Below are 22,778 nucleotides of genomic sequence, written 5' to 3'. Positions count from 1 at the left end.
TACCGGTCGCCGCCCCGCCCTCCCGCCGCTCGACCAAGGAGCCCCGCGATGCCCCTCGTTCCCACCGCCTCGATCCTCGCCGACGCCCGTGCGGCGGGCACCGGCGCTGCGGCTTTCAACGTCATCCATCTGGAGACCGCCGAGGCACTGGTCGCGGCCGCCGACCAGACCGGCCGTCCGCTCATCCTGCAGATCAGCGAGAACTGCGTGCGCTACCACGGCAGTCTGCTGCCGATCACCCGCGCCACCCTCGCGCTGGCGGAGGCCGCCGGGACCGATGTCTCGGTGCACCTGGACCACATCACCGACCCCGATCTGATCCGGCAGGGCGTCGCGGCGGGGGTCGGTTCGGTGATGATCGACGCCTCCACGCTGCCGTACGCCCAGAACGTCGCGACGACCGCGCGGCTGACCTCCTGGTGCCACGACCGGGAGGTGTTCGTCGAGGCGGAGCTGGGCGAGGTGGGCGGCAAGGACGGGGTGCACGCGCCGGGGGTGCGGACCGACCCGGGCGAGGCGCTGGAGTTCGTCGCGGCCACGGGCGTGGACGCGCTGGCCGTCGCGGTGGGCTCCTCGCACGCGATGCGGGAGCGTACGGCGAAGCTGGATCTGGAACTGATCGGTCGGCTGCGGGAGAAACTGCCGGTGCCGCTGGTGCTGCACGGCTCCTCGGGGGTCCCGGACGAGGAGCTGCGGGCGGCCATCGCCGCCGGTATGACCAAGATCAACATATCGACGCATCTCGTCTCGGTCTTCACGCGGGGCGTGCGTAAGGTACTGGAGGCCGAACCCGCGCTCATCGACTCGCGCAAATACGTGGCCCCGGCGCGGGACGCGGTGCGCAGCGAAGCGGCGCGGCTGCTGCAGATACTCGGGGGCGAGGGGCCGGAGAAGGAGACGACACCAGGTGAAGCGCCATGAGCGGATGAATGCCCTGCTCGAACTGCTGGGGCAGCGCGGCAGCGTGGAGGTCGAGGAGGCGGCCACCGCGCTGGAGGTCTCGGCGGCGACGATGCGGCGCGACATGGACGCGTTGGCGGAGCAGCAGTTGCTCACCCGTACCCGGGGTGGCGCGGTGCTCAGCGCGGTGACCTACGACCTGCCGATCCGCTACAAGCGTGGGCACCACGTGGGCGCGAAGCAGTCGCTGGCGCGGGCCGCCGCCGCGATGGTGGAGCGCGGCAGCGTGGTCGGGCTGAGTGGCGGCACGACGACCACGGAGATCGCCCGTGCGCTGACCGACCGGCCCGACCTGGCCGAGCCCGGCCAGCAGCCGCGTCTGACCATCGTCACCAACGCCTTGAACATCGCCTACGAACTGGCGGTACGGCCGCAGATCAAGACGGTGCTGACGGGCGGGGTGGCGCACTCCCGGACGTTCGAACTGACCGGCCCGTACAGCGAATTGGTACTGGGCGAGATCACCGTGGACATCGCGTTCATCGGCGCCAACGGTATGGACCCTCAGGAGGGAGCCACCGTGCACGACGAGTCGGAGGGACGCATCAACGGGCTGATGGCCCAGCGGGCGGAGCGGGCCGTGGTGGTCACCGACTCCTCGAAGGTCGGCGTGCGCTGCTTCGCCCGCATCGGCGGCCCGGACCTGTTCGACACCTTCCTCACCGACAGCGGTATCACGGACGCCGACCGCCACCGGTTCGAGGAGCAGGGGCTGACCACGGTGCTTGCGGAGCCGGACCCGGACGACTGACGACCGACCGCTGACGAACCGACCGCTGACGAAGGGAGAAGAGCGAAGGAGGGTGCCGCGGCGTCGCCTACTGCTCCGCGGGGAGGGTGGCGGCGGAGGCACGGCTCCGACGGGCAGTGGTGAAGTACGCGTTCGCCGCCGGGAGGAACATCAGGGTCACCGCGGTGAGAACGGCCAGTACATGCAGGGTGCGACTGACGGCGAAGGCGAGATCCAGTGCGCCGACGTCGGAGAGCAGCGCTCCGACCGACACCCCGTCGGCCAGGCGGCCAAGGGGCTCGGTCACCATCGACGCCGTTCCTCCGATGCCCAGACCGAGAGTGAGGGCGAGGCGGGCCCAGCCGTGGCCCCGGCGCATGCGTACGGCGCACCACCACGCGGCGGTGAAGACGGTCAGCCGAATGGTCAGACCCACCCCGATCTCGCCTGCCGAACCCGAACCGTCGGCGGCCATCCCGCTGACGGCGAGCACTGTCTCGAACGCCCCGGCCGCCACCGCGGTCATCCACAGTGCGAAGGCGTGCCGTACGGGTGCGGGCGTCGGGACCGGCGACGCCGGCGCGGGCGGGACGGTACCGGGCGCGGCGGAGGAGTCGCTCGGCGAGTTCATGGAGCTGCCTTTCTCGGAGTGGTGCGGGGTCGGCCGCGAGGCGTGGGGCGACGGTCACCAGCGATGCTCCGACTTCCTGGGCACCTGGGCACGCCGTCCACCCGGTGCGGCACCGTGCACCTGCCACCACCCTGCCGAGGGGTGCTCGCCCCCCCCTCGACCCCTTCGGCCCCTCTCGGCGCCCTCGGCCCCCGGCCCGGCGGGGCCGGAAGCCGTGGCGTGAAGCGGCGTGTACGAGGTGGCGGAACGGCGCGACACTGTATTGACGCGCTGTCAGCAGCACCGTGGGAGGGACATCGCCATGTACCCCGGAGTGCACGCGTCCGCGGAGCCGGACAAGCCCGCCGTCCTCAGCGCCCGCACCGGAGCGGTGCTCACTTACGGCCAGTTGGAGGAGCGCTCGGTACGGCTGGCGAACCGGCTGCGCGGGGCGGGCCTGCGCCCCGGCGACCATCTCGCCCTGCTGTCCGACAACGACCCGCGCTGTCTGGAGGTGTACTGGGCGGCGCTGCGCTCCGGCCTCTACATCACCGCCGTCAACAGCCATCTGACCCCCGACGAGGCCGCCTACATCGTGCGGGACTGCGGGGCGCGGGCACTGATCGCCTCGGCCGCCCTCCCGGAACTGGCGACCGCACTGGTGCCGCGGACGCCCGGGGTGAGAGTGCGTCTGGCGTACGGGGGCCTCCCGGGCCACGACGACTACGAGGAGGCGCTGGCCGACTCCTCGCCCCGGCCGCCCGCGCGCCAGCCCCGGGGCGCGGACATGCTCTACTCGTCCGGCACCACGGGACGGCCCAAGGGCATCCAGCCACCGCTCTCCGGCGAGGACCTCACCGAGTCCGCTTCCCCGCTCGTCACCCTGTTCTGCGCGCTCTACGGGTTCGACCCCTCGACCGTCTATCTGTCCCCCGCCCCCCTCTACCACGCGGCGCCGCTGCGCTTCTGCGCGGTGGTCACCGCGACCGGCGGCACCGTGGTGCTGATGGACGCCTTCGACCCGGTAAGGGCGCTGGAGTTGGTCGAGCAGCACCGGGTGACGCACAGCCAGTGGGTGCCGACGTTGTTCGTACGCATGCTGAAGCTGCCCGAGGAGGTACGGAACCGCTACGACCTCTCCTCGCTACGGGTGGCGATCCACGCCGCCGCGCCCTGCCCGGCCGAGGTGAAACGGCGGATGATGGCCTGGTGGGGGCCGGTGCTGTACGAGTACTACGCCTCGACCGAGGGCAACGGACTCACCGCCATCACCCCGCAGGAGTGGCAGCGCAAGCCCGGTTCGGTCGGCAGGTCGGGGCCGCTGGGTGAGGTCCGGATCTGCGCGGACGACGGCACCGAGCTACCGGCCGGGACGACGGGCACCGTCTACTTCGCCCGCGACGAGCTGCCGTTCACGTACCACAACGACCCGGCACGCACCGCCGAGGCCCAGCACCCCGAGCACCCGGCGTGGACGACCACCGGCGACATCGGTCACCTCGACGAGGACGGCTATCTCTTCCTCACCGACCGCAAGGCGTTCACCATCATCTCCGGTGGGGTGAACGTCTATCCGCAGGAGATCGAGGACTGTCTGACGCTGCACCCGAAGGTCGCCGATGTCGCCGTGATCGGGGTCCCGGACGCGGAGATGGGCGAGTCGGTGCACGCCGTTGTCCAGCCCGAGCCCGACGTGGTGCCCGCTGCGGGCGAGCAGCTGGTCCACGAGCTGCTGGCGTACGCGCGCGAACATCTGGCCGGGTACAAGACCCCCCGCACCCTGGAGCTCACCGACCGGCTGCCCCGCACCCCGACGGGCAAGCTCGCCAAGGGCCTGCTGCGGCGCCGGGGCACCGCGGACGTCAGCCGTTGAGGGGCAGCGCTCCGGTCTGCGTCGACCTCGGCACGCGGCGGCCGGCCTCCCCTCATCGCGCGTGGACTGCCGGCGTGCCGGGGCCTGGCAGCTGTGCCAGGGCTGGCAGCGGAGCGCGTGCGGATCCGGCCGGTGTGCGGCAGCCAGGTGACGCCCGAGCGGTAGGCGGGTACGGGGCAAGCGCCGGCCCGCCAACTCGAACCTCCGTTCCCCGTCACCGCCGAGGCCCGCGGGGCGGTTGCCCGGGTCGGTCGTCGCCGCCCACGGCCGGCCCGTGCCCGGGGTCGCGGAAGGAGAGCGCGAAGACGCCCCGTGCGGGCGCGGCGGCGGGTACGGGGGTCTCGGCGGCGCGCCAGTGCCGTCCCGGTCGGTGGTGCGGAAGGTCTCGCGCCAGTGCGCCCCGCCGTCCACGGTGCGGAAGACCCGCGAGGCGTCGCCCGCCCCGCCGTCACCCGGTCCCGCGCCCTCGGGTGCCAAAATGCGCGTTATGGATCAGTTTTCTGCGGCTGGGAAGCCGACGGAGGCTCGGGGCCTCGCAGCACGCGACTCCGCGAGCGGCGCGGGATTCGACACCGAGTTCGTACCGGGCGAGTTCGAAAGCAGCGGTGAGCCCGACGGAGTCCTACCCGGCGGGGGGCCGGGCGGTGCGTCCGGCGGTACGTCCGACACGCCCGCGCAGGCCGCCGGCCCGGCGCCCTCCGCCGCAGGACGCGCCGTACCGCAGTCGGGAACCGCTCAGGCGTGGGCGGCGCTCGGCGGCGACCCGGCACTGCTGGCCCGCGTCTCCCGCGAACGCCGCCCGGGCCTGCTCCCCTCCGCGCTGCCCGTGCTGGAGCTCGCCTCCGCCACGGTGGCGGCGTGCTCGCTGGCAGCCGCCGAGTTCTCGTGCGTACGGGCCCGCAGCGCGCTGCTGCCGCCCGTCCGGGTGGACGACGGCGCCGTGGCCACCGCCTTCCACAGCGACCGGCTGGTACGCGTCGACGGCAGGGCTCCGGTGACCTTCGCACCGCTGTCCCGGTTCTGGCGTACCGCCGACGGCTGGGTACGCACCCACGCCAACTACCCGCACCACCGCGCCCGGCTGCTGTCCGCGCTCGGCATGCCCGACCACGGACCAGCGGAGGACGAGGCGGCGGCGGGCCGGATGGCCACCGAGCTGGCGGGCCGTCAGGCGCGGGACGTCGAGGAGGCGGTCTACGCCGAGGGCGGGGTGGCCGTCGCCGTCCGGACCCCCGAGGAGTGGGCGGCGCACCCGCAGCGGGCGGCGGTGACGCCCACCCCGCTGGTGGCCCTCAGCAGGCTGGACGGCGCGCCGACGCTCGCGCTGGAGGGCCCGCACGGGCCGGGTGGGCTGCGTGGCTTGCGCGTCCTGGACCTCACGCGCGTCCTGGCGGGCCCGGTCGCCACCCGTACGCTCGCGCTGCTCGGCGCGGACGTGCTGCGCATCGACGCGCCCGAGCGGCCGGAGTCCCTGGACACCCACGCCGACACCGACCTGGGCAAACGTTCGACACTGCTCGACCTGTCGAGCCGCGCGGGACAGGCCACGTTCGAGGATCTGCTGGCCTCGGCGCACGTGGTCGTGACCGGGTACCGGCCCGGCGCGCTGGACCGGTTCGGGCTGGCACCCGAGTCGCTGATGGACCGTCGGCCCGGCCTGGTGGTGGGCCAGCTCAGCGCGTGGGGGGCCGCCGGTCCCTGGCAGCGCAGGCGAGGCTTCGACAGTCTGGTGCAGGCGGCGACCGGTATCGCCTGTCTGGAGGCGGCGGGCGAGGCCGGCACGGCCAAGGTGACGAGCTCACCCGACCTGGCACCCGGCGCACTGCCGGCCCAGGCGCTCGACCACGGCACCGGCTATCTGCTGGCCGCCGGGGTGCTCCGGGCCCTCACCGAGCAGCGCACCGGCAGCCCGGGGTCCCGCCTGGTACGGCTCTCGCTGGCCCGTACCGCGCACTGGCTGCAGCACGAGTTGCCACCCGCGTCGGGCACGTCGTCGGCGCCCGGTTCCGGTGACCGCTGCGAAGGGGGTGCGGAGCCGCCCGCCGACGCGTTCGACCCGGCTCCGTGGCTGGCGGAGACCGACAGCCCACTGGGACGGCTGCGCCACGCCCTGCCCCCGGTCGGCTTCGGCCCGACGGCCACCTCCGGCGGCGCGGGCGGCGCCCCGGGCACGGCCCGCTGCCCCCACGACTGGCTCCGGCCGCCGGGCCAGGTGGGCGGCGATCCCGCCGAATGGATCTGAGGGCCGCCGCTGCGCGGGTCAGGGCCCGCCCGAGAAGCCCAGCAGCCACTCGCCGAACACGACGAGGACGAAGCCGAGCCCCAGCACGGCCGTCGCCACCCGGGTGCGTCCCCTGCGGCTGAGCGCGATGGCCGTGCCCGAGAGGATCAGTGCGATGCCGTAGAAGCCCACGGTGAGGACCGAGGGTGCCGAGCCCAGCCGGACGACCAGGGCGACGGCCACGGCGAGCATGACGACGGCGGAGAGGACTATGCGTATGCGCCGCGCCTGGCGTGGCGTCAGCGCCGGTCGGTCCTCTTCATCCTCGTACGACTCGCCCTCGCACGACTCGCCGTCGTTCGGCTCGCCTCCCTGCCCGGCCGGCTCGCCCTGCCCGGCCGACTCGCCGTCCCCGGACCGCTCGCCCTGCCCGGTCGGCTGGTGCGGTCCGGACTGCTCAGGGGGCGCGGACCCGGCGTCTTCGGCGGGGGCGCTGTCATCGGTACGGGCGCGGGCTGGAGAGGAGGGGGAGTTGGCTTCCGGCATGCCGGGAGCGTATCCCTCCCCGGTTTCGGGCGGGACCCCAGACCACCGCCCGCGCGGACCGCACCTTCCTCACTTCTTGTCCGAGTCGCTCTTCTTGCCGCCCGCCCAGGCACGCAGCGCCTCACGGCTGTCGAACTCGCCCAGGTTGGTGTCGATCGGGTCGCTGGTGTACTGGTGGAAGCGCCAGCGGTGCTTGATGTCGGGCTCGCCCGGCTTGCCGTTGTACTGCGCGATCCACAGACCGTCGCCCGCGAACGACGTCTTGTCGCGATTCAGCCAGAAGTCGCGGTTGCAGTACAGCAGGACCTTGTGGCCGTCGGCCTTCTTCTGCACATACTTGATCCACTCGTCCTTCTCGTCGTTGCTGACCTTGGGGTCCTCCCAGTCCAGCACGAGCATGTCGCCGGCGACGAGGTCGATCTTCGAGAGGAAGTAGTCGGCCTGGGCCTTCATGCTGCCCGGCCTGACGAAATGGTAGAAGCCGGTGACCAGTCCCGCGTCACGGCCGGTCTTGCGCTGCGCCACCCACTTGGGATTGGTGTAGGACTTCCCCTCGGTGATCTTGATGAAGACGAACTCCATGCCCCGGGTGCTGTAGTCCTCGGGCTGGTACGAGGAGACGTCGATCCCCTTGATCATAACTGTGCGCCACCCACTTCCTTTTCACTCTCCGCATGAGGTCGACTACTCTTTGATACCCGCTGGACGACACACCGTACCCCCGCACGCCCCTTCGTCCGGCCCGAAGTTGTTGAACGGTGTGCGTGCGTCCGGCACCGGCGCGTCATGAGGTGCGGTGGGCGTGGCAAGGGCGCAGGATCGGGTACTGCGAGACTTGCCTGCGGCACGTCGCTTCGGCCCCTCCAGGTCGGCGGCGGGCCTCACCTTGACGTCGACGTTACGGAGAGAGATCACGATGGCGACCACACGCACCGCCCACACGGTCTGGAACGGCAACCTGACGGAGGGGTCGGGCACCGTCACCCTCGACTCCTCGGGCATCGGCCAGTACCCGGTGTCGTGGCCGTCGCGCGCCGAGGAGCCGGGCGGCAGGACCAGCCCCGAGGAGCTGATCGCCGCCGCGCACTCCAGCTGCTTCTCGATGGCGCTCTCCAACGGCCTCAACAGCGCGGGCACCCCGCCCACCAGGCTGACCACCAAGGCCGCCGTGGACTTCCAGCCGGGTACGGGCATCACCGGCATCCATCTGACCGTGGAGGGCGAGGTGCCCGGCATCGACCAGGACGCGTTCGCCGCCGCCGCGGCGGAGGCGGCCCAGAACTGCCCGGTCAGCCAGGCGCTGAAGGCCACCCCGATCACCCATGAGGCCAAGCTGGCCTGACGCCCGTCCCGTCGCGGCCCGTCACGTCCCCACGCGTTCCGACGCGTACCGTCGCGTCCCGTCGCAGCCGCCGCTCCGGGGCCAGGAGGAGTCACCATGCCGGAACTTCCCGAAGTCGAGGCGCTGAGAGGCTTCCTGGCCGAACGGCTGACCGGCCGCGCCGTCCGTCGCGTACTGCCGGTCGCGATCAGCGTGCTCAAGACGTACGACCCGCCGCTGGACGCCCTGGAGGGCCGCGCCTTCACCGGGGTGGCGCGCCACGGCAAGTTCCTCGATCTGCAGTTGGCCGGCGCGGGGGACAGCGGCCTCCATCTGGTCGTCCATCTCGCCCGGGCGGGGTGGTTGCGGTGGCAGGACACGCTGCCCGCCGCGCCGCCCCGCCCCGGCAAGGGCCCGTTGGCCCTCCGCGTGGAGCTGGCGGGCGAGCCCGCCGAGGGTTTCGAGCTGACCGAGGCCGGCACCCAGAAGCGACTCGCCGTCCATGTGGTGCGGGACCCGGCCGAGGTGCCCGGTGTCGCGCGGCTCGGTCCCGAGCCCCTCTCCCCCGCCTTCGACCGCGCGGCGTTCGCCGCTGTACTGGCGGGCCAACGCCACCGGATCAAGGGCCTGTTGCGGGACCAGTCGGTCATCTCCGGGATCGGGAACGCCTACTCGGACGAGATCCTCCACGCGGCACGGATGTCGCCGTTCCGGCTCGCCGCCGACCTGTCCGACGCGGAGGTGACCACGCTTTTCACCGCGCTGCGGGAGGTCCTCTCCTCCGCCGTGGAGCGGGCACGGGGGCTGTCGGCCACCGAGCTGAAGGCGGGCAAGCGGCTTGGGCTGCGGGTGCACGGCCGCGCGGGCGAGCCCTGCCCGGTGTGCGGGGACACCGTCCGCTCGGTCTCGTTCCGCGATTCGACGCTGGAGTACTGCCCCACCTGCCAGACCGGCGGGAAGCCCCTCGCGGACCGGCGGCTGTCGCGTCTGCTGAAATGAGGGACACGAGCACTACCCGTCGGTAAGGGCCCTTCGGCAGCAAGGATGCTGCGGCCCGGAGAGGTTGCTGTGGTGAACACCGAGGCCCAGGAGCGGAATGCGCGGGAGTTCGATGTCGTCCTGTTCGGAGCGACCGGATTCGTCGGCGAACTGACCGCACGGTATCTGGCCGCACATGCGCCCCGAACCTGCCGGTGGGCGCTGGCCGGGCGCAGTCCGCAGAAGCTGAAGGCCATGCGCGAGCGGCTGGCCGCCGCACATCCGGGCGCCGCCGAGGTGCCGCTGGTGACCACCGACGCCGACGATGCCCGCTCGGTGGCCGCACTCGCCGCCCGCGCCAGCGTGGTGGCCAGTACCGTCGGCCCCTATCTGCGCCACGGCACCCGGCTGGTGGCCGCCTGCGCGACGGCCGGCACGGACTACCTCGATCTGTCGGGCGAGCCGGAGTTCGTGGACCTGATGTATCTGCGCCACCACTCCCGCGCCAAGGAGACCGGCGCACGGCTCGTGCACGCCTGCGGCTTCGACTCGGTGCCGCACGATCTGGGCGCCCGGTTCACGGTGGAGCAACTGCCCGAGGGGGTGCCGCTGAGCATCGATGGTTTCGTCCGCTCCAACGCGGCCGTCTCCGGCGGTACGTACGCGAGTGCGCTGCTCTCCTTCTCGCGTGCCGACCGGATGGCCCGCACGGCCAAGGCCCGTCACGCCGCCGACCCGCGCCCGGCGGACCGCGTCGTGAGGACGCCGATCGGCGGGGTGCGGCACGAGGAGGAGCTGGGGGTGTGGGCCGTGCCGCTGCCGACGATCGATCCGCAGATCGTGGGCCGCTCGGCAGCCGCGCTGGAGCGGTACGGACCGGCCTTCACCTACCGCCACTACGCGGCCGTACGGCGGCTGCCGACGGTCGTCGGCGGTATCGCGGGCGCGGGTGGGCTGTTCGCCGCCGCGCAACTGCCGCCGCTGCGGCGGCTGCTCGCCTCCCGGCTGGCCTCGGGCGAGGGCCCCGACGAACGGCGGCGGGCGCGCAGCTGGTTCTCGGTGCGGTTCCTCGGCCGCGGCGGCGGGCGCCGGGTGCTCACCGAAGTGGCCGGCGGCGACCCCGGCTACGACGAGACGGCCAAGATGTTCGCCGAGGCGGCGCTCTGCCTGGCCCACGACGATCTGCCGACCACCTCGGGCCAGGTGACGCCGTCGGTCGCGATGGGCGAGGCGCTGACCGCACGGCTGGTCCGCGCCGGACTGGAGTTCCGCGTACTGCAGGACTCCGAGGACTGAACAAGTGGAGGGCTGCTCATGAAGGTCAAGGACTTCGACCATCTCGTGCTCAATGTGCGGGACGTCGAGCGCGCGCTGGAGTTCTACTGCGGGCCGCTGGGCCTGGAGCCGGTCCGGGTCGAGGAGTGGCGGGCCGGGCGGGTCCCGTTCCCCTCGGTGCGGGTGAGCCCCACCACGATCATCGATCTGCTGCAACAGCCGCGTGGGGGCACCTCCCGGCCGGAGGCTGGGGGAGAGTCGAACGTCGACCACATCTGCCTGGTCGTCGAACCGCTCGACTGGCCGACGGTCATCGACTCGGGCGACTTCGAGGTGCTGGAGGGGCCCGTCACCCGCTTCGGTGCGCGGGGCTCGGCGCAGTCGATCTATGTACGGGACCCGGACGGCAACACCGTCGAGCTGCGCTGGTATCCGCAGGACGCGCAGGGCTGAGGCCCGGCCTCAGGCAACGGTTCCGTCCACATACATCCAGACACCGTCCACCCTTACGAACCGGCTGCGCTCCTCCTGCGTCCCGGGCTCGCCGCCGGTCCCCAGGTGGTGCGCCCGGAAGGTGACGGTTCCCTCGCGGTGGAAGGCGCTGCCGCCGGTGGTGTCCAGGATCTCCAGACCCGTCCAGCGGGGGCCGCCGGTCAGGTCGAGGGTGGCGGGACGGGTCTCCGGATGCCAGGTGCGCAGCAGGTAGGCGGTGTCCCCCAGGACGAAGGCGCTGTAGCGGGAGCGCATCAGCTCCTCCGGGGTCGCGGGGGCCGCCTCCCCGCGGTGCGCACGGCCGCAGCACTGCGCATAGCGTCCGGCGCCGCAGGGGCAGTCGGTGAGTGATGTGGCGGGGGTGGCTCGGCGCGGTGCCGCGCCGGCGGGTTTGCGTCGGGGCATACGTTCATGATGCCGGACCTCTGGACAGCGGGCTGTTCTCGCACCAACCTTGCGGAACGATCAGTACGGGTCGCCGTTTTCGCAACGCAGGTGTTCGAGGGCGAGGGTGATGCATGTACCGTCCGGACCTTTCCCCCGTGGGCGACAGCCTCGCGCTGTCCGCGCTGGTCGCAGCGTTGCCCCTGCTCACCCTCTTCGTCCTGCTGGGCGGTCTGCGGCTGAAGGCCCACTGGGCGGGGCTCGCCGCGCTGGGCACCTCCGTCGTGGTGGCGGTGTGGGCCTATGACATGCCGGTGGATCTGGCCCTCCTCGCGGGGACGGAAGGCGCCGCCTTCGGGCTGTTCCCGATCATGTGGATCGTGCTCGCCGCGCTGTGGGTGCACCAGCTCACCGTCACCAGCGGCCGGTTCGCGGATCTTCGGCGGGCGTTCAACCTCGTCAGCGACGATCCCCGTATCCAGGCCCTGATCATCGCCTTCTGCTTCGGCGCGCTGCTGGAGGCGCTGGCCGGGTTCGGCGCCCCGGTGGCGATCACCGGCGTGATGTTGCTGGCGCTCGGGTTCTCACCCGTACGGGCCGCCGTCACCGTGCTGGTGGCCAACACCGCGCCGGTGGCGTTCGGGGCGATCGCCACGCCGATCATCACCGCCGGGACCCTCACCGATATCGACTACGCGGACATCGGCGCGTACGTCGGCCGCCAGACTCCGCTGCTGGCGCTGTTCGTTCCGCTGCTGCTGGTGGTCCTGGTGGACGGGGTGCGGGGGCTGCGGCAGACGTGGCCGGCCGCCGTGGTGTGCGGGGGCGCGTTCGCCGTGGCGCAGTTCGTGAGTTCCAACTACATCTCCGTCGAGCTCACGGACATCATCGCCTCGCTGGTCGCGCTCGGGGCCGTCGTCGCGTTCCTCCGCGTCTGGCGGCCGGCCGAGGGCGAGCGGGTACGGGAGGACCTGCGGGTGGCGGCCGAACGCGAGCACCGGGAGGCGGGTGGCAGCGGGCCGCCTCCCGCGGAGGCGCAGCAGGCCGCGGAGGCGGAGCGGGCCGGTGCGGCCGGGTCGCTGTCCCGGGGGCGGATCCTGCAGGCGTTCGTGCCGTATCTCGTCGTGATCGCCGTCTTCTCCGTCGCCAAGCTCTGGGACCCCGCCAAGGAGTTCCTCGCCGACAGTGATGTGTCGGTGTCCTGGCCCGGGCTCGACGGGGAGGTGCTGACGGCCACCGGTGAGCAGTCGTCCACCACCGTCTACGTCTTCCCCTGGCTCTCCTCCCCCGGCTCGCTGCTCGTGCTGTGCGGCATCCTGGTGGCCGTCGTCCACCGGGTGCGCGCGCTGGACGCGGTGCGGGAGTTCGCGCGCACGGTGCTGACTTTGCGTTGGGCCCTGCTCACGGTGGGTTCGGTGCTGGCGCTGGCGTATGTGATGAACCTGTCCGGGCAGACCATCACCATCGGTACCTGGATCGCCGGCGCGGGGGCGGCCTTCGCGTTCCTCTCGCCGCTCCTGGGCTGGCTCGGCACGGCCGTGACCGGCTCGGACACCTCGGCGAACGCGCTGTTCGCCACTCTTCAGCAGACCGCGGCCGGCGAGGCCGGACTGGACCCGACGCTGCTGGTCGCCGCCAACACCTCGGGCGGGGTCGTCGGCAAGATGATCAGCCCGCAGAATCTGACCATCGCGGCGACCGCCGTGGGGCTGCTCGGCAAGGAGGCCGTTCTCTTCCGGAAGACCATCGGCTGGAGTGTGCTGCTCCTGCTGGCCATCTGCCTTCTGGTGCTGCTCCAGTCGCACGTCCTCGCGTGGATGCTGCCGTAGCCGCTGGGTGCCTGGCGGTGCTCGCCGCGCGGCGGGGGGCGTGCCGGGGGGAGGGCTCCGGGGCGCCCCCGACAGCACTGGGGCCCGCACCGTCGAACGGTGCGGGCCCCAGTGGTGGTACTACGCGTCAAGCTTTGTGCGCTGTGCGTCAGGCAGGAGTGATGTTCTCCGCCTGCGGGCCCTTCTGGCCCTGCGTGACGTCGAAGTTGACCTTCTGGCCTTCGTGGAGCTCACGGAAGCCCTGGGCCGCGATGTTCGAGTAGTGGGCGAAAACGTCGGCGCCGCCGCCGTCCTGCTCGATGAACCCGAAGCCCTTTTCCGAGTTGAACCACTTCACAGTGCCGGATGCCATCTTCTTCTCCTTCAGGGTGGCTGGGAGCCGCACACCTCGTGGGCTCCGCGTCGCCGTCATGACCCCCATCCAGAAAAGCTCCGGATAAACAGTACGCGCCTGAGCCACGAAGCTCAGGCGCGCATAAGTATGGGTACCAAAACTGCAACGTCTTCAACGCTATCACGCTGGAGCGAAGCGGTGGAAGTGTTGCCGCGGGCGGTTGTTCTCGCAGCGCAGCAGCGGTGCGAGGAGTCAGTGATGATCTTCGTGCCCGGGCACGGTGCCGTCCGGTTTGGCGATGAGGAGCAGACCTGCCATACCCATGTCGGAGTGGCTCTGTACGTGGCAGTGGTACATCCACGCACCCGCCCCCACGCCCTCCCCGGCGATGAACTGGAAGCCGAAGGAGTCCGCGGGGCCGGTGATCTTGTTGTCGATGATCCGGCTGGGGTCCTCGGGGCCTTCCAGCAGCCCGGTGCGGTTGTCGGCCCAGCGGTGACCGTGCACATGGAAGGTGTGGTAGTACTCGCCGTGCGTGATCATGATGATCTCGACGCGGTCGCCCACCGTCGCCTTGAAGTCCGGCCCCTTGGTGAGGTTGTTGGTGGTCATGTCGTTGAAGACGATGGTGAACTGCCGGTCGGGGTCGGGCAGGATGTCGCCCTCGCGCCGCACGATGACCGGCCCGTAGAGACCGTTGCGGATGCCTCCGGTGCCGTGTTCGGTGCCGACGACGTGGTCGTGGTAGTGCCAGTAGCCGGCGCTGCCGGGACGCCAGGTGCCGTCCTTGCGGCGGCCGGGCGCATGGGTGCGCCAGGTGTAGGTGCGCTTGCCGCCGGGCTCCACATGGCTCTTGTTCATCCTGGTGCCGTCGTTGGCGATGTCGTAGTCCACACCGTGCGGGTGGAGGCTGGCGGCGACGTCCATGGTGTTCTCGAACTCGATGTGCAGGGTGTCGCCTTCGACGAGTTCGATCAGCGGGCCGGGGATGGTGGCCTTCCCCTTCTCCAGGCCGTAGCCCATCTGACCGTCCGGCAGCTTCTCCGCGTACATCTTGATCCGCCAGGTCTCACCGCCCTTGCCCGCGCGGCGGATCGCCGTGGAGCGGGCCGGCGCCGCCTGTGCGGGGCGGGTGGCGGCTGTCAGCGAACCCGTGCCGACCGCGGCGACGGCGCCGGAGGCCAGCAGGCCCCTGCTGAAGGCGCGACGGGTGTGGGTGCTCGACTCTCGGTTCTCTCCGGTCATCGTTCTGGTTCTCCCCGGGGGCGATGGCGGGTGGAGGCTGAACGGTGCGCCGCGCATGGCGAGTTGTGGGGGACGGTAGCGCCGACCGCAGTGTTTATCCACACTCAGGACAAAGTTCGTCGAGTTGTGGTCATAGACCTTGGCGAACCGCCGAAAGAGGTCTAGCTTCTGCCACGTTTCTGTGACAGAAGAGGGGTGGATCACGCATGCGGCTCCAACCGCACCCGAAACGGGCGAGACCCCGACGTTCCCAGCGGTCCCGACGCACCAGGATCGCCACACTGCTGGCCGGCGCGCTCACCGCCGGGCTGCTCGGCGCACCGGCGCTCGCGGCGCCGCCACCCGGGGCGCCCGCGCCCAAGCTGGCACTGCCGAGCCCGCCGGGCGGTGAGGACGTGCGCGTCCTGGTCTTCCACGGCGCGACGGGCGAGGAGTCCCCCACCGTCAACGCGGCGATCGAGGCCATCGAGAAGATCGGACAACAGGGCCCGGCCCAGGAGCACTTCACCATCCGGGCCACCGACGACCCCGCGATCTTCACCAAACCGCGGCTGGGCCGCTTCAACGCCGTCGTCTTCCTCACCGGCGACGGCGATGTGCTCGACCCCGAGCAGGAGGCGGGGCTGGAGAGTTTCATGGAGGCGGGGGGCGGGTTCCTCGGCATCCACGACGCGGCGCGCGCCGAGCCCTATTCGGACTGGTTCACCGGGCTGATCGGCGCCCGGCCCGCGGACAACAGCCCTCAGAAGGTGCAGCGCGCCACCGTGGAGGTCGGCGACCGGCAGCACCCTGCGGCCCAGGATCTGCCCGTGGAGTGGAAGCGCCCCGACAAGTGGCTCAACTGGAAGGAGAACCCTTCCGGAAAGGTGCACACCGTCGCGCGGGTCCGCACCAACAGCTACGACCCGGGCCAGGACGCGGGCAGCTGGGACCACCCCGTCTCCTGGTGCCGCGACTACGACGGCGGCCGGTCGTTCTACACCGCCATGGGCGGCACCCGGTCCAGCTTCGCGGAGACCGATTTCCGCAGCCATCTGCGGGGCGCCCTGATGTGGACGACACGGCTGGCGCGTGCCGACTGCCAGGCGGCGATCTCGTCCAACTACGAGGCCGAGCGGCTCACCCGGCCCAACCAGCCGGGGCAGTCCGACCAGATCGGCGAGCCGCACGGGCTGGTCACGGCCGAGGACGGCCGGATCCTCTACATCGGCCGCGGCGGCGGTGACGCGTCCCAGCCGGTGGTCACCGACTGGGACGACCCGGACATCGGCAAGGGCAAGGGCCAGGTGCACATCTGGGACCCGAAGACCGAGAAGGTCACCCTGGCGGGCGAGCTGACGGTCTTCGGCAACAAGGGCGGCGGCGACGAACTGGTCAAGAACGAGGAGGGGTTGCTCGGCATCGAGCTGGACCCGGACTTCGACAAGAACGGCTGGGTCTATCTGCACTACACGCCGCACAGTGAGATCAACCGCGACACACACATGGCCGAGCGGCGGGTCTCCCGCTTCACCCTGGACGAGGAGACCGACAAGCTGGACCTGGACTCGGAGAAGGTACTGCTCAAGTGGCCGGTCCAGATCCACAGCTGCTGTCACGCCGGCGGCGGCATGGCCTGGGACTCGAAGGACAATCTGTACATCGCCACGGGTGACAACAACTCCTCGCGGTTCAGCGACGGTTACTCGGGCAACAACCCGGAGCCGAACTTCAAGGGCGTCTCCTTCGCCGACGCGCGCCGCACGGCGGGCAACACCAACAACCTCAACGGCAAGATCCTGCGCATCCACCCCGAGGACGACGGCACCTACACCCTCCCCGAGGGCAATCTGTTCACCGGGGAGGAGACCGCCGAGGGCGGCGGCAAGACCCGCGGCGAGATCTATGTGATGGGTGTCCGCAACCCGGCACGGATCGCCGTCGACAAGAAGACCGACACCCTGTACGCGGGCTGGGTCGGCCCCGACGCACAGAACCCGAGCCCGACCTGGGGCCCCGCCAAGTACGACACCTTCGCCAAGATCACCAGCGCGGGCAACCAGGGCTGGCCGTACTGCATGGGCAACAAGCAGCCCTACCGGGACCGCAATCTGCCCGATCCCAGCAAGCCGCTGGGCTGGTACGACTGCGACCACCTGAAGAACGAGTCGCCCAACAACGACGGGCTCGTCAACATCCCGCCCGCGCGGAACAACAACATCTGGTACTCGCCGCAGGGCGGCGCGCCGGACTTCCCGCGCGACGAGAACGGTGTGCCCAGCTACAAGCTCGACGAGCAGAAGCTCACCCTCTCCTGGCTCAAGGGCGGCGGGCAGGCGGCGATGACCGGACCGCTCTACCGGTTCGACGACGAACTGCCGGCGAAAGGCAAATGGCCCTCCTACTGGGACGGCAAGTGGTTCGTGGGCGACTTCTACGACGGTGACCAGCCGCGGCACGCGCTGGTGATGCCCAAGGGCGACACCGTCGGCGCGCGGCCGGCGCACGCGGAGAGCCTGGATCGGATCGTCCCCGTCGGAGAGGGCGGCATCCGCAACCTCATGGACTGGAAGTTCGGCGCCGACGGCGCGCTGTACGTCCTCGACTACGGGCGCGGGTTCTTCACCTCCGACGACAAGTCGGCGCTGTGGCGGGTGACGTACAAGGGCGGCGAGCCGACCCCGAGCGCCGAGGACATGGCCGAACCGGCACTGCGGAAGGAGACGGGCCGATGAGGGCGAGCGCACGGCCGGGGCGGCGGCGCAGACAGGAGCGGCGCAGACTGCTGACGGCCCTGCTGGCGGCGCTGCTGATGGTGCTGGGACTCACCTCCGCCACGGCGTGGGGCAAGGGCACCGCGCCGGCCGCCGACGCCACCGCGCAGGACGGTGGCACGGCAGCCGATCAGGTGCTGACCTGGACGGCTGACGACGACATGACGAAGTACGCCTCCGCTCCGGCGACCGCCGTGGCGGGCAAGGCGACGATCGTCTTCGAGAACAGCGCGGCGACCGGCAACACCACCGGGATGTCGCACACCCTCACCTTCACCACCTCCGACCCCGACTACAACCAGGACGTCGACCTGAACATCCTGGCCTCCCCCAACGACTCGAAGGGCGGCAAGCACACGGCGGAGGTCACCCTGACCCCGGGGACCTACAAGTACTACTGCACCATCCCGGGACATCAGCAGATGCAGGGCACCCTGGTGGTGACCGGGGACGAACCGGGTGAGGACACCACGCCGCCGCAGACCTCCGCCACGGTGGAGGGCGACAAGGACGAGGACGGCAACTACCTGGGCAGCGCGACGGTCACGGTGACGGCCTCGGACGCCGACTCCGGCGTGGACGGCATCGAATACGCCCTCGACGGCGGCGCGTACCGGGCCTACACGGCGCCGGTGACGGTCACGGACGCGGGTGAGCACACCGTCCGCTACCGGGCGAAGGACAAGGCGGGCAACACGGCGGAGGAGAAGTCGGTGAGCTTCACCGTCGTCGAGCCGCCCGACGTGGACACCACCCCGCCCACGACCGAGGGCAAGGCCGAGGGCAGCAAGAACTCCGACGGCCACTTCATCGGCAAGGCGACGGTGACGGTGACCGCGACGGACGACAAGTCCGGCGTCGGGACGATCGAGTACTCGCTGGACGGCGCGCCGTACCTGCCCTACTCCGACCCGCTGGTCGTCGACCGGGCCGGATATCACGCGGTGACCTACCGGGCCACCGACAAGGCGGGCAACACCTCCGAGCCGCGGAAGGTCTCCTTCCGCGTGGTGGCGGGCGGTGGGGTGCCCGCCCCGGCCTGCCCGGAGTACGACGAGCGGGAGACCGTGATCGTCGGCACCGTCGACACCGGGGTGCCCAACCGGATGACGATGCGCCGCTGCACCGTCAACGAGCTGATCGAGGACGAGAAGGAGTGGACCTCACAGGCGCTGTTCCTCAAGCATGTGCGCGCTGTCACCGCGCAGCTCGTCAAGGAGGGCGTGATCGTCGTCCGCGAGCAGCGGCTCATCAACCGTGCCGCCAAACGCTCCGGCATCGGCACGCCCGGCCAGAACACCGGCTACCGCGATCTGTTCGACGGCAGCAAGGAGTCCTTCGCCGACTGGGAGCAGGTCGGCGGCGGCCGGTTCGGGCTGAACGAGGACTCCACCATGACCAGCGACGACAAGGTCGAGGGCATGGGGATGCTGTGGTACCCGAAGCGGAAGTACGGGGACTTCTCCCTGAAACTGCAGTTCCGCGACGACGCGCCGGGTGACGGCCGGACCAACAGCGGCGTCTTCGTCCGGTTCCCCGATGTGCACGATCACCCGGAGGAGTCACGTCCGGAGTGGGTGGCCATCAAGTACGGGCACGAGCTGCAGATCCTGGACCGCCCGGACGGGGACATGTACAAGACCGGCTCCGTCTACGGGTTCGACCGCGTCGGCCTGGCGGGCGCGGGCGTCACCCCGAAGGGCACCTGGAACGACTACGAGATCCGAGTGATCGGCCAGCACTACGAGATCTATCGCAACGGCACGCTGATCAACGAGTTCGACAACGACCGCGGTCAGGTCTTCGAACCGCCGCGCGGCGACGACCCGGGCACCGACGGGCGCCGCTACGCCTCGGGCTATGTGGGCCTGCAGGTGCACGGGACCACTGACGTGGTGTCGTATCGCAACGTACGGATCAAGGAACTGTAGGCGGGTTCCTGTTGCGCTCGGGGTGTCCGCTCCCCGCCCTCCGGCGGGGAGCAGACCTCCCGGGCGCGGCCTGCCGTCTCAGTCGGTGCGCTGCTGTGGGATGCCCATACGGGAGGCGAACTCCTCGGGGGCTCCCTCGTAGCCCCGCAACAGCACCTTGTGGTGCCACTCCCCCGTCTCGCCGCGGACGAACTCGGCGACCGTGGCCGCCGTGGCCCGCGGGACGCCGGAGAAGTCGTTCGCGGACAGCTCCTCGTAGCCCTCGCAGATCCGCACGGCCGTGTGGGGGACCTGGTCGAAGGTCTTGTGGCCCTCGCCCTGCTGGATGGCGACCCCGACGACGACACGCGTGTAGTTCTCGGCCAGCCTCTCCAGTTCGAGGGTCATCACCTCGTCGGAGCCGAACCCCTGACCGGTCTTGCTGTCCCGGTTCAGGGTGATGGTGCCGTCCGGTGAGCGGCTGTCGAAGTGGACGAGGTAGGCCGGCTCGCCGTGCGGAGCGTCCGCGGTGTACGTGGCGGCCACTATGTCGAGGTCGTGCGGCGGCTCCCCCATCGCACTGGGGTCCCACTTGAGGGTGACCTCCACCTTGCCGAGTCCTTTGTTGAGACTGCTGCTCATCCTGCCCCCTCCTCCTCGGACCGCCCTGCGAACAGCTCCATCGTGCCACGTCAACAGTGCCGGGATCAGGACCACACCGCCGCTTTCGGTCTTCGAGGACCGTTCCCGCCACAGCTGCCGGAGAGCGGCGAAGTGCTTCTCCAGCAGGCGGCGGTGGAGCCGTCGCTCGGGAGGGAAGTGGTCGTGGACCACCGGCACGGAGACGCCGGAGCGCCGGGCGATCTCCTCCATCGAGGCGCGCTGGTTGGCCGTGCGTGGCGAAGACCCGGTACGGGACGGTCTAATACCTCAGCTCCCTCAAGAGGATGAGCATTTCGTGTTCTGTCGGCTCCTCGTGCAGGACGTGGCGCCCGCCGACGAGGAAGACCGGCCCCGACTGGCTGCCGAGCGACCCCGTGCGGGCCAGTTCGGCATCGAGCGCGTCTGCGAGATCCGGCTCCTGTCGCACGCCCACCTCCGTCGCCAGCGCGGCCAGCACGGTGGGGTCGGCGAGGTGGAGGCCGTCCGTGAAGTAGGCGCGGAAGAGGCGGGCGGCCATCGGGAGGGAGCGGCCCTGAGCGGCGGCCTGGGCCGCCAGAAGGTGGGCCGCGTAGGTATTGGTGAACAGCGCGCGGTCGAAGCGGAAGGTGAGGCCGTCGGCGGTGCCGAGCGTGCGGTCGGCACGGATGGCGCGGGCCACCGTCTCACCCCGCTCGCGGCGGTGTACCTCGAACAGCGGCTCGCCCTGGACCGCGGCCTCCGGACGGATCCGGTAGGGGCGCAGCACGAACTCGGCCGCACCGCCCTCCGCGCGGTGCCGCTCCACCGCGCGCCGCAGCCGGGTGAAGGCGAGGTAGGAGCGAGCGCAGACGAAGTCGTGGACGAGTTCGATACGCGGCCCGGAGTGGTTCAGGCCATGTTCCACAGGGCGGCTCACCACGGCAGCCGCCCGTGCTCGGCGAAGTAGCCGCCGGTGGGTCCGTCCAGCCCGACACAGGCCATCCGCACGATGATCTCCGCCCCCTGGGAGACCGGCTGCCGACCGCTGTGGCCGTTGAAGTCGGTGGCCGTGTAGCCGGGGTCGACGGCGTTGACGCGGAAGCGGGGCAGGGCGTGCGCGTACTGGGCCGTGACCATGTTCAAGGCCGCCTTCGACGAGGCGTAGGTGAGCGCCGGCATCCAGTCGGGCACGGCGACGGCGCGGGCCTCGCCGTCGCTCACCGCGCTGATGCAGCCCAGGCCGCTGCTGACGTTCACCACCACGGGGGCCTGCGAAGCGTGCAGCAGCGGGAGGAAGGCGCGGGTGGTACGGACGACGCCGAAGACGTTGGTGTCGTAGACCGTGCTCATGTTGTCGGCCGTCGTCTCCTCCGCCGTCATGAGAGCTCCGGAGACGCCGGCGTTGTTGACCAGGACGTCCAGGTGCCCCTCACGTTCCCGCAACAGTGCGGCGGCCTCCTGGACGGACTGCTCGCTGGTGACGTCGAGCGGCAGCACCCGCCCGCCCGTCTCGCGTGCCGTGCGCTCGCCGCGCTCCGGATCGCGGACGCCGAGGTAGACGATATGGCCCAGGGCGTGCAGCCGACGGGCCGTCTCCCGGCCGAGCCCCCGGCCTGCACCGGTGATCAGTGTGATCGGTGTGGTGGGAACGGGTTGTGCGGTCTCTGTAGTGCTCATGGCTTCACCCTCGTGCGGCAGGGCGCCGCCAGGGAGTCGTCCGTTCTTCCTGGGAAAAGCAGTACCAGGACCGAGCCTTGCTCCCCGCCGCGCAAGGCTCAGACTGGACGCATGAGCGAGCCGGTCCACACCGCCCAGGGCACCCACGCAACCACAGGCGACAACCGGCTGGGCCGTGCGCTGCGGCGGTGGCGGGACCGCGCCGACCCGGCCGACTCCGGGCTGCCCACGGGCCGGCGGCGCAGGGCAGCCGGGCTGCGCCGCGAGGAACTGGCCGCGCTGGCGGGCATGTCGGTGGACTACGTCATACGGCTGGAGCAGGGCCGGGCCACCTCGCCGTCCGGACAGGTACTCACCGCGCTGGCGCGGGCGCTGCGGCTGTCGGAGGAGGAACGGCGCCATCTGTTCCTCCTCGGCGGCCGGGCCCTGCCCGACAGCGCACAGCTGCCCACCCGGGTGTCGCCCGGGATGCGGCGGCTGCTGGAGCAACTGCCGGGGACGCCCGTCAGCGTGTACGACGCGGCGTGGACGCTGTTGGAGTGGAACCCGCTGTTCGCCGCGCTGATGGGCGATCCGTCGCACCGGCAGGGGTGGGAGCGCAACGTGCTGTGGCAGCACTTCACGGGGCAGCCCACACCGGTGCGGCAGCACGCCGAACAGGAGGCGCACTTCGAGGCGGCGACAGTGGCCGATCTGCGCACGGCAACGGCACGCTACCCCTCCGACCCCGCGCTGCGCGGCCTGGTGGCCGAACTGTGCCGGCGCAGCCCCGCGTTCCTGAGGCTGTGGGAGGAACATGCGGTCGGTCGGCACACGAGGGCCAGCAAGACGGTGGAGCATCCGGAGGTCGGGACGGTCGCGCTGGACTGCGATGTCCTGATCGCACCCGACAGCGACCTGCGAGTGGTCCTCTACACGGCGGCCAAGGGTACGGACGCTGCGGAGAAGCTGGCCCTGTTGAACGTGGTGGGTCTGCAACGACTGTGGGCGTGAGGGGCTTCCGGACAGCTCGGGCCCCG

General features: G+C 71.2%; 21 protein-coding genes and 1 pseudogene. 12 read left to right on the top strand and 10 right to left on the bottom strand.

Features of this window, described 5'->3' with window-relative positions; translation table 11 throughout:
- Positions 1 to 48 precede the first annotated feature (48 nt).
- Positions 49 to 921 (top strand): class II fructose-bisphosphate aldolase, encoded by an 873-nt coding sequence (locus KBY19_RS03985; RefSeq protein ID WP_210965164.1) that lies wholly within the window; start codon positions 49 to 51, stop codon positions 919 to 921.
- Positions 908 to 1,711, top strand: coding sequence for a DeoR/GlpR family DNA-binding transcription regulator (locus KBY19_RS03980; protein WP_210965163.1), 804 nt, complete (start codon positions 908 to 910; stop codon positions 1,709 to 1,711). Before KBY19_RS03985 ends, KBY19_RS03980 begins: the two co-directional genes overlap by 14 nt.
- Before the next feature lie 67 nt (positions 1,712 to 1,778).
- On the opposite strand, the gene KBY19_RS03975 is transcribed toward KBY19_RS03980, so the two are convergent.
- Entirely contained in the window at positions 1,779 to 2,321 is a 543-nt protein-coding gene (locus KBY19_RS03975; protein WP_210965162.1) for a hypothetical protein, read from the bottom strand.
- A gap of 301 nt (positions 2,322 to 2,622) precedes the next feature.
- On the opposite strand from KBY19_RS03975, the gene KBY19_RS03970 reads away from it, so the two are divergent.
- A complete protein-coding gene (locus tag KBY19_RS03970) occupies positions 2,623 to 4,173 on the top strand; it encodes an acyl-CoA synthetase (protein ID WP_210965161.1) in 1,551 nt (516 codons plus the stop codon).
- A 104-nt stretch (positions 4,174 to 4,277) separates the two neighbouring features.
- On the opposite strand, the pseudogene KBY19_RS36180 reads toward KBY19_RS03970, so the two are convergent.
- Positions 4,278 to 4,528: pseudogene (locus tag KBY19_RS36180) on the bottom strand (oxidoreductase); the annotation flags it as partial.
- Between the two features lie 123 nt (positions 4,529 to 4,651).
- Here KBY19_RS36180 and KBY19_RS03965 point away from each other — a divergent pair.
- Positions 4,652 to 6,415 carry a CoA transferase gene (locus KBY19_RS03965; protein ID WP_247690563.1) on the top strand — a complete coding sequence of 588 codons (1,764 nt, stop codon included), beginning with the start codon at positions 4,652 to 4,654 and terminating at the stop codon, positions 6,413 to 6,415.
- Between the two features lie 18 nt (positions 6,416 to 6,433).
- Here the strand turns inward: KBY19_RS03965 and KBY19_RS03960 are convergent, their stop codons facing one another.
- Together KBY19_RS03960 and KBY19_RS03955 are read right to left on the bottom strand one after the other, a co-directional pair.
- Positions 6,434 to 6,940, bottom strand: coding sequence for a hypothetical protein (locus KBY19_RS03960; RefSeq protein WP_099885274.1), 507 nt, complete (start codon positions 6,938 to 6,940; stop codon positions 6,434 to 6,436).
- A 69-nt stretch (positions 6,941 to 7,009) separates the two neighbouring features.
- On the bottom strand, positions 7,010 to 7,579 hold the full coding sequence (locus tag KBY19_RS03955; protein ID WP_099885273.1) for a glycoside hydrolase family 25 protein: 570 nt from the start codon (positions 7,577 to 7,579) through the stop codon (positions 7,010 to 7,012).
- A 277-nt stretch (positions 7,580 to 7,856) separates the two neighbouring features.
- On the opposite strand from KBY19_RS03955, the gene KBY19_RS03950 reads away from it, so the two are divergent.
- The 4 genes from KBY19_RS03950 to KBY19_RS03935 all read left to right on the top strand — a co-directional run bounded on the left by KBY19_RS03950 (position 7,857) and on the right by KBY19_RS03935 (position 10,967).
- The gene (locus KBY19_RS03950) at positions 7,857 to 8,282 is read left to right on the top strand and encodes an OsmC family protein (protein ID WP_210965160.1); all 426 of its coding nucleotides are present in this window, start codon (positions 7,857 to 7,859) and stop codon (positions 8,280 to 8,282) included.
- Positions 8,283 to 8,378: 96 nt separating this feature from the next.
- Positions 8,379 to 9,260 (top strand): Fpg/Nei family DNA glycosylase, encoded by an 882-nt coding sequence (locus KBY19_RS03945; protein ID WP_099885271.1) that lies wholly within the window; start codon positions 8,379 to 8,381, stop codon positions 9,258 to 9,260.
- Between the two features lie 69 nt (positions 9,261 to 9,329).
- A complete protein-coding gene (locus KBY19_RS03940; RefSeq protein ID WP_307843430.1) occupies positions 9,330 to 10,535 on the top strand; it encodes a saccharopine dehydrogenase NADP-binding domain-containing protein in 1,206 nt (401 codons plus the stop codon).
- A gap of 18 nt (positions 10,536 to 10,553) precedes the next feature.
- Entirely contained in the window at positions 10,554 to 10,967 is a 414-nt protein-coding gene (locus KBY19_RS03935) for a VOC family protein (protein WP_099885269.1), read from the top strand.
- Between the two features lie 9 nt (positions 10,968 to 10,976).
- Here KBY19_RS03935 and KBY19_RS03930 read toward each other — a convergent pair whose 3' ends face one another.
- Complete coding sequence (locus KBY19_RS03930) at positions 10,977 to 11,411, bottom strand: YchJ family protein (protein WP_185018546.1); 435 nt, start codon at positions 11,409 to 11,411, stop codon at positions 10,977 to 10,979.
- A gap of 113 nt (positions 11,412 to 11,524) precedes the next feature.
- Between KBY19_RS03930 and KBY19_RS03925 the strand changes: the two genes are divergently transcribed.
- A complete protein-coding gene (locus KBY19_RS03925) occupies positions 11,525 to 13,219 on the top strand; it encodes an L-lactate permease (protein ID WP_099885267.1) in 1,695 nt (564 codons plus the stop codon).
- A 148-nt stretch (positions 13,220 to 13,367) separates the two neighbouring features.
- Here the strand turns inward: KBY19_RS03925 and KBY19_RS03920 are convergent, their stop codons facing one another.
- The gene (locus KBY19_RS03920) at positions 13,368 to 13,571 is read right to left on the bottom strand and encodes a cold-shock protein (RefSeq protein WP_030405997.1); all 204 of its coding nucleotides are present in this window, start codon (positions 13,569 to 13,571) and stop codon (positions 13,368 to 13,370) included.
- 234 nt (positions 13,572 to 13,805) lie between these two features.
- Positions 13,806 to 14,798 (bottom strand): multicopper oxidase domain-containing protein, encoded by a 993-nt coding sequence (locus KBY19_RS03915; protein WP_210965158.1) that lies wholly within the window; start codon positions 14,796 to 14,798, stop codon positions 13,806 to 13,808.
- 206 nt (positions 14,799 to 15,004) lie between these two features.
- Between KBY19_RS03915 and KBY19_RS03910 the strand changes: the two genes are divergently transcribed.
- On the top strand, positions 15,005 to 17,512 hold the full coding sequence (locus KBY19_RS03910) for a ThuA domain-containing protein (RefSeq protein ID WP_210965157.1): 2,508 nt from the start codon (positions 15,005 to 15,007) through the stop codon (positions 17,510 to 17,512).
- Positions 17,509 to 19,482, top strand: a complete 1,974-nt coding sequence (locus tag KBY19_RS03905; RefSeq protein WP_210955137.1) for a family 16 glycoside hydrolase — start codon at positions 17,509 to 17,511, stop codon at positions 19,480 to 19,482. Before KBY19_RS03910 ends, KBY19_RS03905 begins: the two co-directional genes overlap by 4 nt.
- Before the next feature lie 78 nt (positions 19,483 to 19,560).
- Here KBY19_RS03905 and KBY19_RS03900 read toward each other — a convergent pair whose 3' ends face one another.
- The 3 genes from KBY19_RS03900 to KBY19_RS03890 all read right to left on the bottom strand — a co-directional run bounded on the left by KBY19_RS03900 (position 19,561) and on the right by KBY19_RS03890 (position 21,759).
- Positions 19,561 to 20,103, bottom strand: coding sequence for a TerD family protein (locus KBY19_RS03900; RefSeq protein ID WP_099886907.1), 543 nt, complete (start codon positions 20,101 to 20,103; stop codon positions 19,561 to 19,563).
- A 280-nt stretch (positions 20,104 to 20,383) separates the two neighbouring features.
- Positions 20,384 to 21,007, bottom strand: coding sequence for a DsbA family protein (locus tag KBY19_RS03895; protein WP_210965156.1), 624 nt, complete (start codon positions 21,005 to 21,007; stop codon positions 20,384 to 20,386).
- Positions 21,008 to 21,015: 8 nt separating this feature from the next.
- Positions 21,016 to 21,759, bottom strand: a complete 744-nt coding sequence (locus KBY19_RS03890) for an SDR family NAD(P)-dependent oxidoreductase (RefSeq protein WP_210965155.1) — start codon at positions 21,757 to 21,759, stop codon at positions 21,016 to 21,018.
- Between the two features lie 111 nt (positions 21,760 to 21,870).
- Between KBY19_RS03890 and KBY19_RS03885 the strand changes: the two genes are divergently transcribed.
- Positions 21,871 to 22,752, top strand: coding sequence for a helix-turn-helix transcriptional regulator (locus KBY19_RS03885; RefSeq protein WP_210955140.1), 882 nt, complete (start codon positions 21,871 to 21,873; stop codon positions 22,750 to 22,752).
- The last annotated feature ends 26 nt before the right edge of the window (positions 22,753 to 22,778 follow it).

The sequence above is a fragment of the Streptomyces sp. B15 genome (genome assembly GCF_018070605.1).
GTDB lineage: Bacteria > Actinomycetota > Actinomycetes > Streptomycetales > Streptomycetaceae > Streptomyces > Streptomyces smyrnaeus.
The sequence above is the reverse complement of the archived record's forward strand: the minus strand, read 5'-3'. Positions and strand labels throughout refer to the sequence as shown.